13 protein-coding genes are annotated in these 13,268 nt (G+C 38.2%); 11 read left to right on the top strand and 2 right to left on the bottom strand.

The features are described from left to right. The first annotated feature begins 3 nt into the window (after positions 1 to 3). From NAG76_22920 to NAG76_22885, 8 genes are all read left to right on the top strand, one after another. The gene (locus NAG76_22920) at positions 4 to 1,743 is read left to right on the top strand and encodes a hypothetical protein (GenBank protein URN94633.1); all 1,740 of its coding nucleotides are present in this window, start codon (positions 4 to 6) and stop codon (positions 1,741 to 1,743) included. Then, a complete protein-coding gene (locus tag NAG76_22915; GenBank protein ID URN94632.1) occupies positions 1,743 to 2,360 on the top strand; it encodes a YmfQ family protein in 618 nt (205 codons plus the stop codon). The genes NAG76_22920 and NAG76_22915 overlap by 1 nt, the downstream gene beginning before the upstream one ends. Positions 2,361 to 2,363: 3 nt before the next feature. Then, on the top strand, positions 2,364 to 4,418 hold the full coding sequence (locus tag NAG76_22910; GenBank protein URN94631.1) for a hypothetical protein: 2,055 nt from the start codon (positions 2,364 to 2,366) through the stop codon (positions 4,416 to 4,418). 14 nt (positions 4,419 to 4,432) lie between these two features. Next, positions 4,433 to 4,624, top strand: coding sequence for a hypothetical protein (locus tag NAG76_22905; protein URN94630.1), 192 nt, complete (start codon positions 4,433 to 4,435; stop codon positions 4,622 to 4,624). 238 nt (positions 4,625 to 4,862) lie between these two features. Further along, positions 4,863 to 5,354 (top strand): phage holin family protein, encoded by a 492-nt coding sequence (locus NAG76_22900; protein URN94629.1) that lies wholly within the window; start codon positions 4,863 to 4,865, stop codon positions 5,352 to 5,354. Further along, positions 5,341 to 6,045 (top strand): peptidoglycan recognition protein family protein, encoded by a 705-nt coding sequence (locus NAG76_22895; protein URN94628.1) that lies wholly within the window; start codon positions 5,341 to 5,343, stop codon positions 6,043 to 6,045. The genes NAG76_22900 and NAG76_22895 overlap by 14 nt, the downstream gene beginning before the upstream one ends. Positions 6,046 to 6,393: 348 nt before the next feature. Then, positions 6,394 to 7,437, top strand: a complete 1,044-nt coding sequence (locus tag NAG76_22890) for a matrixin family metalloprotease (protein ID URN94627.1) — start codon at positions 6,394 to 6,396, stop codon at positions 7,435 to 7,437. Between the two features lie 156 nt (positions 7,438 to 7,593). Continuing rightward, positions 7,594 to 8,058, top strand: a complete 465-nt coding sequence (locus NAG76_22885) for a hypothetical protein (GenBank protein ID URN94626.1) — start codon at positions 7,594 to 7,596, stop codon at positions 8,056 to 8,058. Positions 8,059 to 8,139: 81 nt separating this feature from the next. On the opposite strand, the gene NAG76_22880 is transcribed toward NAG76_22885, so the two are convergent. Together NAG76_22880 and NAG76_22875 are read right to left on the bottom strand one after the other, a co-directional pair. Continuing rightward, complete coding sequence (locus NAG76_22880) at positions 8,140 to 8,964, bottom strand: DUF4352 domain-containing protein (protein URN94625.1); 825 nt, start codon at positions 8,962 to 8,964, stop codon at positions 8,140 to 8,142. A gap of 187 nt (positions 8,965 to 9,151) precedes the next feature. After that, entirely contained in the window at positions 9,152 to 9,490 is a 339-nt protein-coding gene (locus NAG76_22875; GenBank protein ID URN94624.1) for a L,D-transpeptidase, read from the bottom strand. A gap of 375 nt (positions 9,491 to 9,865) precedes the next feature. On the opposite strand from NAG76_22875, the gene NAG76_22870 reads away from it, so the two are divergent. The 3 genes from NAG76_22870 (at position 9,866) to cydB (ending at position 13,221) form a co-directional block, all read left to right on the top strand. After that, a complete protein-coding gene (locus tag NAG76_22870) occupies positions 9,866 to 10,390 on the top strand; it encodes a hypothetical protein (protein URN94623.1) in 525 nt (174 codons plus the stop codon). A 305-nt stretch (positions 10,391 to 10,695) separates the two neighbouring features. After that, complete coding sequence (locus NAG76_22865; GenBank protein ID URN94622.1) at positions 10,696 to 12,093, top strand: cytochrome ubiquinol oxidase subunit I; 1,398 nt, start codon at positions 10,696 to 10,698, stop codon at positions 12,091 to 12,093. A gap of 117 nt (positions 12,094 to 12,210) precedes the next feature. Further along, positions 12,211 to 13,221, top strand: coding sequence for a cytochrome d ubiquinol oxidase subunit II (cydB, locus tag NAG76_22860; protein URN94621.1), 1,011 nt, complete (start codon positions 12,211 to 12,213; stop codon positions 13,219 to 13,221). The last annotated feature ends 47 nt before the right edge of the window (positions 13,222 to 13,268 follow it).

Genomic DNA, 13,268 nt, shown 5'->3' with positions numbered 1-13,268 from the left:
CTAATGGGTGGTATAAGTTTCAAAGCAAAATTAAACAAACGTCCTGATGGAAGCAACTACACTATTGAAGAGTCTGTAATTTTGGTGGATGGAAAATTTGAAGGTTTATTGACTCACGACAATATTGGTAATAGTACTGTTAAAGTTTACACAGGATCAAATTTTACAGGGGACGAAATCACAAACTTCGTCGTGTCAATCCCATCGAATGCACCTTGGCGTCGGAGTATAAGAGTTTATGCTGAAGTACCAAAAGTTTACGTAACTTATCAGACCCCTGGAGATCAAGTAGATGCGGACGATATTAATTATATTCAAGATGTAATACTAGAGTCAGAAGCTAGTTTATCGAATGCATTGCTCTTAAAGGCAGATAAAGATATCACATATACGAAAACCGAAACGGACGAGCGGATAAAGAATATTATTGGTTCAGCACCTGAGGCTCTCGACACTTTAGTGGAAATAGCAGAGGCATTAAACAATGATCCTAATTTTGCTGCTACGATCACATTACAACTATCTAGTAAAGTAGAAAAGATTGCAGGGAAGTCGTTATCTACGGAGGATTATAGTACAGCTGAAAAAGCAAAGTTGGCTGGTATTTCATTCGGCGCTAACAACTATATACATCCTTCAACTCACCCGCCTACAATTATTGTTCAAGACGAAGGTAACCGTTTCGTGACAGATGCAGAAAAAGCAACATGGAATGCAAAAGAGACGATAGAAGGATCACAGGCAAAAGTAACAGCAGTTCAAACTAGTCTAACAACACATTCCAATGATGCAGTAAAACACATTACAGCTGCTGAGCGAACAGCGTGGAATGCGAAAGAGACGACGGAAGGATCACAGGCAAAAGCAACAGCAGTTCAAATAAGTCTTACAACACATGCGAATGATGCGGTAAAACACATTACAGCTGCTGAGCGAACAACATGGAATGCGAAAGAGACGACAGAAGGATCACAGGCAAAAGCAACAGTGGTTCAAACTAGTCTAACAACACATGCGAATGATGAGGTAAAACACATTACAGCTGCTGAGCGAAAAGCGTGGAATGAGAAAGAAACTATCTCGGGATCACAAATAAAAGTAGATGCTCATGCCAATCGCACAGATAACCCGCATGCCGTGACCAAAACACAAATCGGATTGCCTAACGTTAATAACTATGATATTTCAACACAAGTAGAAGCTGAAGGTGGAACCTCAAACGTCAAATATATGACTCCGTTAAGAACTGCGCAAGCTATTCAAAAGCAAATTAGCGGACTCGGCGGAGGCGATATGCTTAAAAGTGTTTACGATTCGAACAATAACGGCAAGGTTGACCAGTCTGAAACTGCAGATTCTATCCCATGGGCGGGGGTTAGTGGTAAGCCAACCACGTTTTCACCTGCAGCGCACGAACATTCACTACTACAAAGGACTGATGATCGAGATCGTAAACCAATTGATACGGCAAAAGGATCTGTTGAGTTTGTTTTTACTTCATTAAATGGTATGACGGGGGCTACCGGTGGTACTTATCAAGATATGCTAGTATTGAATGCCTATACGGATGCTAGTGGAGGAAAGGTCAACGCACTAGTTCTTGATAAATCTACCATGACCATTAGACATTATCAGGCAGAGCAAAATGCAACATCGTGGGGAAATGCTAGAGTACTTGCCTATACAGATGAAGTGCTGTCAAAGGGACCCATAACTTGGGGCCAATTAAGAGGTGATTTATAATGTCTTACGGAGAGTCTATGTACGGTGCGATCTCGTTTGGAGATAATAAAGATCCTGATTCTCAATCAGAGACTTTGCCCAAAAACTTGATGGACTATTTACCATATTATTGGAGAGACATTCGAGATATGGTAGAGTTACAAAGTACAGTAGGAGAAGAATTGGGAATATCTCAGTCTGCTTTAGCGGAGTTGAATACTCAAGCATTTTTAACTACTGCCACATGGGGGCTTGAATATTGGGAGCGGGAATTTGGCTTAACAACTGATCCGTCTATGTCCGATTCTTGGCGTCGTGAAATACTCATGGCAAAAATTCGTGGACACGGTACCGTAACCAAACAAATGATTATTTCTGCTGCGATAGCCTTTTCTGGAGGAGACGTAGAGATTGTAGAGTATCAGAGCGAATCTCGTTTTGTGGTTAGGTTCATAGGTATGCTTGGCATCCCTGCAAATATGGCAGGTTTTATTGCGATGCTAGAACAAATGAAGCCTGCACATCTATCATTTAGTTTTGATTATTCATATACGACTTGGGATAAGTTGAAAGACATGACGTGGGCTAATGCAGGTCAGATGACTTGGGGCCAATTAAGAACATATGAAGGGGGTTAATCAATGCAATTAACAACTAATCTTAAATTAAAAAAGCCAGAAATTGCAGATGCGGTGAACATTGACGATTTGAATAGTAATGCTGATACGATCGACACAGAAGTTGCAAAGATAGCTTCAACTAGTCAAGCGGGTCGTATGTCTATTACTGATAAAACAAAACTAGATGGGATTCAAGCTGGAGCCCAAGTTAATGCAGTGACATCTGTTTCAGGTAGAACTGGTGCTGTTACCTTAGCTAAAACTGATGTGGGGCTTAGTAGTGTTGATAACGCCAAACAAGCTACTAAAACCGAGTTCGATAGTCACGTAGCTGATGAAGTCAAGCATATCACAGCAACAGAGCGAACAACTTGGAATGCTAAAGCATCTACAGCAGCAGCAACGACTAGTGCAGCTGGTTTGATGGTTGCAGCAGATAAGAGCAAGCTAGATGGGATTGCTGTTGGGGCGAATAATTATGTTCATCCAGCAAATCATCCAGCATCGATTATTACGCAAGACGCAAGTAATAGATTTGTGACTGATGCTGAAAAGACTGCTTGGAATGCGAAAGCAAATCTGAGTGATATAGACTCTCGAACTCGATACGGAGTGACAACAGGTACTGCTACGGCACTAGTATTGACACTTACGCCTGCACCTTCTGCATTATATGCAGGGATGGAAGTCAAAGTAAAACTACACGTAGCAACAGGCACTAACCCTACTCTGAACGTGAACAATCTTGGAGCAAAATCCTTGTATATTGACGACTCTACGAGATTTTCTGGTGAAGGCGGAAAGATACATTCATTTGTGTATGACGGCGCAAATTTTTACTTAAGTAGCGGAGGAGGTGGTGGTGGCATGTTAAATGTATACAACCAATTAACGGGTTGGCCAGACACTGGGAGAAAGCGTTTCAGAGGATTAATTATGTTCAATAATGACCCTATCACAAGTGTAGTTACAGATAATAACGTTTGGAATGCTAATCAATTTGAAACAGCTCTTATGGCTCAAATACCTGCCTTGACCACAAGTAACTTTCTTGGAGCTGCTATTGGTACCATAGGAAACTATATATACCTGTTTGACTGTAACTTTGGAGGCGCATTAAATATAGCTACACCAAGATATAATACTCAAACAAACACTTGGGACACAAACGCAGTTGCTAATAATCCGTTGCCTGCCGTGTCCTCATCATGTCTTGTTGTTAATAACATTGCGTACCTTTATGGGGGATCGAGAGGTGGATCCTCCAATACTAGAATGTATTCTTATAATCCAGCAAATAATACTTGGACTAAACTTGCTGATGCTCCTACAGCTTTGGAATACCCGGGTTGTGTAGCTGTAGGAACAAAACTGTATTACTTTGCAGGTCACTTTTCTGCTACCGCTATTTGTTATGATATTCCAACTAACACGTGGTCACAGCTGTATGGTATGCCGGCCAGTATGCGAGGAGTTTCTGCTGGATATTATGGTGGTAAGATATACGTTCAGGAAGGTAACTCAAACTTTACTTGTGTGTACACTATAGCAACTAACACCTGGACTACTATAACTTTCATCCCTGGTATTAGCGGTAATTCCTATACAAATATTAAACAAACAGTTCAACTAGGTAATGTGTTGTACTCTGCTGGGTTGGCTGGCCCAAATAGTTATTGTATTACAGCCCTTGACCTAGTGACATTGAAGCTAACAGTCTATAGTCATAGTACGACAACTAGTTTCTTTCACTTTGCCGGACTTGCTTATCACAACAACTCTATATACGTTATTGGTGCGGGTTATAGTTCTGGAGATAGTGCGGCTAACAGGAACGTATTAAGGTTTAGATTAACGCCAAAAAGCTTCCCAGCAGGTACTGCAATAATAGTTAGATCAAGCAACACGATTGGAAAATATTATACAGAGTTAATGTCTCCAGACAAAGAGATTACCAGCGCTCTTAGTTTACTTGAAACAGGGTTTGACGATATTGTGTTCCACAACGGTACAACTATTGTAAGCAACTTAGAATCTTACTACGGTAACGGCTCAAGTTGGCAGAGATTCAAATAAGAGGAGGCTATGTTATGACGTTAACATATAGATTGGAAGTTAATGGATACGTAATTATGGATTCAGGGGTGGATTGGATTGTGCAAGATACTTTCATTCCTTTTCCTAGAGATACAATTGAGGAATCTGCTCAAGCTCATATTAATGAAATTCTTGCTAATAGAGAACCCTCTAATCAAGAAGAAACTAAAGTTGCACAGCTATAGCAACAGATTGCAGACTTGCAGGACGCTCTAATTTTACTTGCTAGTGCTGTAGAGGGAGGTCTTGCATAATGGCTAAAATCTACTATGCACGTATTAAGCGAGATGGAAGCTTTACAATCAAAGATGTACTTCTATACTGGCAAGCAGACACACAAGCTTTACTAGATGCAGATACTGCAACCGAATAGACCCTCACAGGTCTTTTTTTATTGTCGAAAATTAGGAATGAGGGAAAGTGATGAATAAAGAAACAGCGTTTTGGGGAGCTGTTGGTGCGATAGCCATTCCAGTATTTGAATTTATGTATGGAGCAGGTGAGGCAGTGATGATTGCAGTGATTGCATTAGCATTTTTTATCGGCATGGATTGGATCACTGGTTCTAGAGCTGCTAAGAAAGACAAAAGTTATTTAAGTAAATACGGGATAGATGGAGTATTCCGTACTTTTTTTATGCTCTTACTACCTGCAGGAGGACATTTGCTAGATTTACTATTTAACTTGCCAGGCATCTTGTTCGGAGTTTTAGTAGCAGGACTGCTATATCATGTGATTAACTCCATGGTAGCTAATGCAATTCGAGCAGGCTGGGGAGATTGGCTTCCTCTTGCAGCTTTGGAAACATTGCTTAAATGGGTAGGCAGTGAAATGGACAAAAAGATCCAACGTGCAGCTGATCGCGGTGGCAACATAACTTCAATAGATTCAAGTGATGCCGATGCAAATCGTTGATCTAAGAGGCAAGTTACCCGTTCACAAAAGCAAGAAGTATAATACCCGTAAAGTCAGTGATATTCGCTCATTGGCTATTCATCATTCCTTGACGCTGAGCGGATCTGCACAAGCATTTGCCACTTACCACGTTAATACTAATGGATGGCCAGGTATTGCTTATACGTATGTCATTGATAAAGATGGCACGATTAATCAATGTTTAGATCATTCTATTATTAGTTACCACGTAGGAAATAGTAACAAGCATGCACTAGGTATTTGTATGGTTGGAGATTTTAGGACTCAGAAGCCAACAGATGCTCAATATAAATCAGTACTAGAGCTTGTTAGATGGTTACAATCACAATTGCCGAATGCAACAAGCGTATTAGGACATAGTCAATACCCTGGATATACATGGAAAGCTTGTCCTGTTATGAACATGGATAAATTTAGATTGGATGTAGTAATGGGAGATGATAAAGAAATGACTGAGTCAGAACGTAAAGAATTAGATTCATTAAAGCAGCTAGTGATAGCACAAACAAACACCATTCGATTATTAGAAAAGAAAATAGCTTGCTTAGATGCGCCGAAATGGTTTATTAGTGAGTTTGGTGCTGAGTTTATTAAAAATAAAATAAGTAATCCGCAAATGACGCTAGAGGGTTGGCGTGCTGTTGCAATTGCACTTCGAGCTAGTAAATAGAGTGAACATTCTCCTCTGCTAAAATTGGTAGAGGGGAATTACTTAAATATGTTGTATATGAAAAACAAAATCATCTGCTTTTTAAATAGTAGAAAAACATTAAAAATTGTAGTTATTATAAAAACGTTAACAAAGTTAAGTTAGAAGTGCTAGTGGAGCTGTGGCTGGTTATTCAGCACTTGATTCAGTAAGTTCAGACTATTTTTCTATGTTAAGAGCAAAGAGTAATTAAATTCATATAAATTAATATGAAAAATAATTGTAAAATATTAGAATAAATAAGAGGTTTTTGGATGTTTGTGGAGAATTAATTATGGGTGAACATATTAAAATTGGAAGGGTGATGTAATGAGCTACATTAAAAGCAGAAAGAAGAAGATAGTAACTGGTTCAATTTCTGTGTTACTAGGACTTACACTATTAGTGACCAGTTCACCAGTGTCTGCAACAGTTACTACATTTGGCAAATGGTCAAGTAGAACACAGACTATGTATGCTGTAACTACCGCATCACAAACTCATTGGAGTAATGGAGCAGCAAAATGGAAAAACAACACAACTTATAATATATCGGTTGCTTCAGGTTTGAATTCTACTTATTATTCACTAGATGTAAACAAATCTGATGTTGATTGGGATGGACTTTGCACGTTTACAGTAAATAATGGAATAATCTCAAAAGCTATATTAAACTTAAATACACATTATACTTCTCAAAGTAAATATACGAGTAGTATTATTGCAGGGGTGACTGGTCATGAAATAGGTCATTCATTGGGTTTAGAACATACATCTGTTGTTGAGACGTCTTCTATTATGCATCCGTACACATTTAATGATAACGGTACTCTTGCAAGAGCACTCTCACCATCTACCTCAGACAAGACAGTAGTTAATAACTTATACCCTCTATCTAAGCTAGCAGAGAATCGAGTGAATCTTGAACTATCATCTGAGGATATAGTAATCCATCTGGAACCTTCGTGGGCTGTGTATTATGAGGATGAAGCTGCGCTAACAAAAGCAGCTGATCTAGTCATTAGAGGGACTGTAACTGATACATTAGGGAACCAGGCGGCAAAAGGGAATTATAGTAATTACAACACACTTGTGAATATTGAAGTTTCAGAAGTAATTAAAGGTTCTGAGATTGTTGGTGATAATATTACTGTGTCACAAATGGGCGGGACAGATGGTAAAGTTGATGTTTATTCCGATTCATCCACTCATTTGGAAGAGAAACAAGAAGTTCTACTATTTTTACGTCAATCCAATGACGGTACATTTAGACCTATTAATGAAGATGATAGTATCTACGTACTTAAAGATGGCGCGTTTAACAATATTGCAACTGAGCAAGTACTCAATGAAAAGAAACTTTTCTCTGAGTAATAATTTCATATGGTATTAGCCTTACAGAATGAAGTTAATTGAACCAATTGATTTAACGAGAAGCTTTCCTTTAGCAATATTAGGGAAGCTTCTTTATTTTGGATTTTTAAAACAAACTCAAGTCAGTTTCCGTTTAAATAGACGAGGTGAATTTACATGAAACAATTATTAGTAATCTTGTCTATCTTATTACTTAGTGCTTGCTCGAGCGGAAATAATACAATAAGCAATTCGAAATTTAAAGCGGAAATAATGTCTGCTCCCTCATTGTATAAGAATAATATTCCATCATTTAACCCCGACCCCATTCCAGTACCCGAACAGAGTAGTGAAGTAATAGAAGTAAAGAGGTTTGCTGATTTTCCATATCTACTAGTGAGATGGAACAATCAAGTATATAGAGTAACCGAGGATGAAGTGGTAGAGATCGATAGTGAGATTGGTGAAATTATTACTCGCTTAACTAGTGAAAACTACGAAGAGTCGGATAATTCTTCTAATGCCTTTAATTCAGGAACTAAGCTTTGGTCGATTGAAGGAATCGATACGACAGAGGCAATTGCTGTTCAGAGAACAGAAGATGTCTATATTAAACTTGTGGCGGATGTACCATCAGAATAAATTAGACAATATTGAAAAAGCACGCTCAATTTAATTTGAGCGTGCTTTTTTCTTTCTTAAAATGATAAGGAAATAAAATGATTACTTAAGCTTAAACCAAATTCCGTCTTCGCCATAATAATCCATATCGTATACTAATACAGGATTATCACCTTTTTCAATTAAGAAGGCAACCCAACCTGACATAGACTTACCTTTTGTAAGTGTTCCACCAAGTGATGGTTCAGGTTCAACGATAGATTGTTGTTCGTATATCTCGTCTCCAGATACTAGATCAAAGTCATACTCAGAAAGATAGTGTTCATTGGCACCTGTAATACCTGTTAGTTTAAAGTTCACTTTGAATAGAATAAATTCTGATCCTGCAGCTGGAACTGGATTGAAACTATTTGCTGCAGATATTTTTTTCAATGCTGCCTCGCCTCTAAGCACTTCAGATACGTGCAAATCAGCAGTATATGAATAATCATATTCATCCTTTTGGAAACTTACAACCGAGTTCAATGGGGCTGGATTGTCTTGAGCGAAGCCAGCTGATCCAGCAGATGTCGTACTGCCAGACCCAGAGTTAGACCCAGAATTTGAACCGGAATTAGAACCTGAACCAGAGCTAGAACCCTCACCCAGTCGAATCGTATTGTTAGGAGAATCCCATACAATATCTACACCAAGCGCATCACCTGCTGAACGAATAGGTAGATAAGTTGTGTTGTTATAAGTAATAGGGTAAATCTTCTTACCGTTACTATCTGTAGGTGTCCAGTTTTTACCTCCAACTGTGAACTTAACACCTAAGTTAAGATACGCCTTGATCGATTCAAGGTTTGATGCAGCAAATGCACCCGCACTAGCTGAGACTACGATTAAAGAAGTAGCTAGAAGCGCTGAAATGACTTTCTTTTTCAATGAATACCCTCCTCAAAATGTTGTGTGACTTCTCGATTATTTGCAGAGATAAACGGAAGACACATCCTTTACTGTAAATAAACACTATTACATATAATAGCATATGAGAGAATTTATTCAATTAAAAAAAGTTTGTAACTTATAAAAAAATAGAAGGTTGTTTGCTTAATGGAGTACTCTTATTCTACTATTGTCTAATCGTAACACTGGTTCCAATAGGTACAAGTTGTGCTAATTGGATGACATCTGCATTGTACATTCTTATACAACCATGAGAAACCTCATGTCCAATTGATGAAGGGTCATTTGTTCCATGGATACCATAATGAGGTCTAGATAAGCCCATCCAAAAAGCACCGAATGGACCTCCTGGATTAGGTTGCTTGTTAATAATTGTGTACATTCCTTCTGGAGTTTGAGTTAACATTTTCCCGATTCCTACCGGAAATCCTCTGACCACTATATTTTGATCTAACAAGTACAGCATTCGATCAGAAAGATCAATAATAATACGATAACTTGGCATAGTTATTCGCCTCCCTAAACTTTTCACGTAGAAGCAAATCCTCTAGAGATATTCAACTTCAGCGTAAGTCTAATTTTTATAGTCATATAGTGTATGACCATAAGAGCGAAGTTGATTATGCGTAGTTAATATAACTAATTAGAACAACCATTTGAAAAATCCTATAACTAATCTCGGGATATATACTAGTAACTCTAGTGTCACATCTAACCAAAATGAACTACGAATATAACGTTGTTTATCGCGCTTCATAATTAATCACTCCTTTGTAGGAAATATATATATATTGAGGACTTGTCATAATATGAAATATTGCATAAGATAAGATGATATGCATATACAAAATTGAAAATGAGTAAAAAGGTGGCAAGTAGAGTGAGCTACAGATATAGAGATTCGGGCAGCGATAAGCATACGAATAGTAGAATTGGCAACAAGATGAATGCTTCTACTCCTCCTAATATAAATAAACAGCATATTAATCCTTTGGATCATCACATGCAAAATGGGATGGAGCAAGCATTATTGCAAAAGATTCATGCTCAAACGATTATAGTAGGTTTTTTGAGATATAAGGGTGAGACGAAAGGGATTAGATTTTTTGATCCGACAAAGGGGAAGTTTATTGATGTAGCTCCTTGGCATTTAAATTCATTTGCGATGAGTAAGTTACAGCTTATGGGAGTGAGGCATATTGAATTATTACGTCATGAAGCGGGAGAAGCAAAAGGGACTGTACTCATTGAATACTTAACGAGTCATGAAATAGCTGGCTATTATCGAGCAAATCGAATGATACCGAATGATTTAGCTCAGGCACTTAGTTCAATTACTAGATATATGGATGAACTAGCCTATCAGCAATTAATAACACAGATGATAGAAGGCAACAAAGAGTAAGGGGTTAATTTGTTAGCTGGTTTCTATTAGGGTACCTTACTAAGGCGAAGTGATAGAGCGTAATGAAAGTGATATCTTAAAAGTAGTAATACTCTACTTCTAAGATATCACTTTTTTGTTGAACGAAAAAGTGAATCAAGGAAAATATCTAACAATATATTCTTTAATAAGAAAATATGTGGAATATGACGCTTTTGTGAAATTGTAGTAATTCTAATTGAAAATATGAGAAATAGTGTGAAAAATATCACATAAATACATGAAAATCAGCAGTATACTGGGAATCGAAGAAAGGGGAGATAAATGTGGATACGTTAGATTTGTCAAGATGGCAGTTTGGGATTACAACTGTATATCACTTCTTGTTTGTACCACTATCCGTTGGTCTTGCCTATTTGATGGCATTTATGCAGACCATGTATGTCATTAAAAATGATGATAAGTACAAGTATCTTACTAAGTTTTGGGGGAAAATGTTTTTACTGAATTTTGCAGTTGGTGTTGTTACAGGAATTATGCAAGAGTTCCAGTTTGGAATGAACTGGGCAGATTATTCTCGCTTCGTAGGAGCGGTATTTGGTGGACCGCTTGCAGTTGAAGCGCTAGTATCATTCTTCTTAGAATCGACATTCCTTGGTATATGGATATTCGGTTGGGATAGACTTCCGAAAAAGATTCACTTGGCGTGTATATGGTTAGTAGCAATTGCTGCAACATTGTCGGCACTTTGGATATTGAGCGCGAACTCATTTATGCAAGAGCCAGTCGGATATGAAATTGTAAATGGTCGAGCAGAGATGACAGATTTCTTCGCATTGCTAGGTAATCCTCAGCTTTGGGTAGAGTTCCCGCATGTTATCTATGGTGCTTTTGCTACAGGAGCATTTTTCATGGCAGGTATTTCAGCCTACAAAATCATTCGCAAACAGCAAGTTGAAATGTTCAAAACATCATTCTCACTTGGTATTGTTGTTGCATTGATCGCTAGTATACTTACAGCAACTGCAGGACATTCTCAAGCTCAACATCTTATGACTACTCAACCAATGAAAATGGCAGCATCAGAAGCGTTATGGCATACGAGTGAAGAAAGTGCGCCTTGGTCTGTTATTGCTGGTATTGACACAGATAAGCAAGAAAATAGCTTTAATATTGAAATTCCTTATGCACTAAGTATACTGTCGTTCAACAGTATTTATGGTAGCGTAACAGGGATGCTTGAGCTACAAGATCAATATGTGGAGCAATATGGTGAAGGGAATTATATTCCACCAGTTAAAACAACGTATTGGAGCTTCCGCATTATGGTCGGTGCAGGAATGCTAATGATCTTACTCGGTATTATTGGGACATGGTTTATGTTACGACATAAACTTGAAAAGGTTCCAACTTTCTTGAAATTTATGATTCCGGCTATAGCTCTGCCATTCATCGCAAACTCTGCTGGATGGATTATGACTGAAGTTGGGCGTCAGCCTTGGATTGTGTTTGGCTTACAAAAAACGGAGGATGGAGTATCTCCTCTTGTAACTCCTGGAATGGTTGCTACAAGTTTGATTGGGTTTACAGTCGTGTATGGCATTCTTGCTGCTGCATTCATCTATCTAGTCGTTCATTTCACGAAAAAAGGCATTGAAACAGATGATCACCATGAAGTGCATAGTGAACCAACTGATAAGGGAGATCATATTCCAGCGATCTAAATCTTTGGTGAAAAAAGATTAGTTACTGCTTTCGAAGCTACTTTTCTCTACAAAGATGATTAATAGTTTATTCGAAAAGTTTTAGCAAGCAATAAAAAGTTTTAGGAGGTTATAGATATGCTAGAACCGTTATGGTTTGGCTTAATAGCGACACTATTCGTTGGTTTCTTCTTCCTTGAAGGATTCGATTTTGGTGTGGGGATGTTAGCTAGATTTCTAGGTAAAACTGACATAGAGCGTCGTGTCATTATTAATACGATTGGACCGTTCTGGGACGGTAATGAAGTTTGGTTAATTACTGCGGGTGGTGCTATGTTTGCAGCATTTCCTAACTGGTATGCGTCGTTGTTCAGTGGATTCTATATGGCGCTTTTCCTAATGCTAATTGCTTTAATTGGTAGAGGTGTTGCCTTTGAATTCCGTAGTAAATTAGAAAGTCAGAAGTGGCGTAATACATGGGATTGGATATTATTCTTTGGTAGCTTATTACCGCCATTATTGTGGGGAGTAGCTCTTGCAAATCTAATGCGTGGCATTGCAATTGATGAGAATCAGAACTATATAGGATCTTTCTGGGATCTCATTTCTGTATATTCCGTATTAGCAGGCGTTGCAATTGTATTGTTATTCCTATTGCATGGTGCATTATTCCTAAGCTTGAAAACAACTGATGTAATTAAGCAAAGAGCAGAACAATTTGCACTGAAAATTGGTAAATGGACGAGTGCTGTTCTATTGCTATTCGTTGTTCTGAGTTATTTCGAGACAGATATGTTTACAGGTCAAGGTATTAACCCAGGTTCAGTACCGATCTTAGCTGGGTTCGCATTATTATCAGTTCATTTCTTCTTGAAAGCAGGTTGGAATGGCTGGGCATTTATTATGACGGGAGCAACTATTGTTCTGTCTACAGTTACAGTGTTTATGTGCCTATATCCAAATGTAATGATCTCTTCTCTTAATCCTGAGTGGTCATTAACGATATATAACACTTCATCCAATGCTTACACACTGAAAGTTATGACAGTTGTTGCCTTAACGATGGTGCCGATTGTTATTGCTTATCAGACTTGGAACTACTGGATATTCCGTAAACGTGTGACAGTAAAAGATCATTTAGATTACTAGGAAGCTAATGAGAAGTTTGAGTGTATGCTTCCGAAGTACTTTTCATT

It is taken from the genome of Candidatus Pristimantibacillus lignocellulolyticus (genome assembly GCA_023639215.1).
Lineage (GTDB): Bacteria > Bacillota > Bacilli > Paenibacillales > Paenibacillaceae > Pristimantibacillus > Pristimantibacillus lignocellulolyticus.
The sequence above is the reverse complement of the archived record's forward strand: the minus strand, read 5'-3'. Positions and strand labels throughout refer to the sequence as shown.

Excerpts from the sequence above, each read along its gene's own strand:
- NAG76_22910 (URN94631.1), top strand. The coding sequence starts at position 2,364 with ATGCAATTAACAACTAATCTTAAATTAAAAAAGCCAGAAATTGCAGAT.
- NAG76_22890 (URN94627.1), top strand. The coding sequence starts at position 6,394 with ATGAGCTACATTAAAAGCAGAAAGAAGAAGATAGTAACTGGTTCAATT.
- NAG76_22915 (URN94632.1), top strand. The coding sequence starts at position 1,743 with ATGTCTTACGGAGAGTCTATGTACGGTGCGATCTCGTTTGGAGATAAT.
- NAG76_22875 (URN94624.1), bottom strand. The coding sequence starts at position 9,490 with ATGCCAAGTTATCGTATTATTATTGATCTTTCTGATCGAATGCTGTAC.
- NAG76_22905 (URN94630.1), top strand. The coding sequence starts at position 4,433 with ATGACGTTAACATATAGATTGGAAGTTAATGGATACGTAATTATGGAT.
- NAG76_22920 (URN94633.1), top strand. The coding sequence starts at position 4 with ATGGGTGGTATAAGTTTCAAAGCAAAATTAAACAAACGTCCTGATGGA.
- NAG76_22885 (URN94626.1), top strand. The coding sequence starts at position 7,594 with ATGAAACAATTATTAGTAATCTTGTCTATCTTATTACTTAGTGCTTGC.
- NAG76_22900 (URN94629.1), top strand. The coding sequence starts at position 4,863 with ATGAATAAAGAAACAGCGTTTTGGGGAGCTGTTGGTGCGATAGCCATT.
- cydB (URN94621.1), top strand. The coding sequence starts at position 12,211 with ATGCTAGAACCGTTATGGTTTGGCTTAATAGCGACACTATTCGTTGGT.
- NAG76_22895 (URN94628.1), top strand. The coding sequence starts at position 5,341 with ATGCAAATCGTTGATCTAAGAGGCAAGTTACCCGTTCACAAAAGCAAG.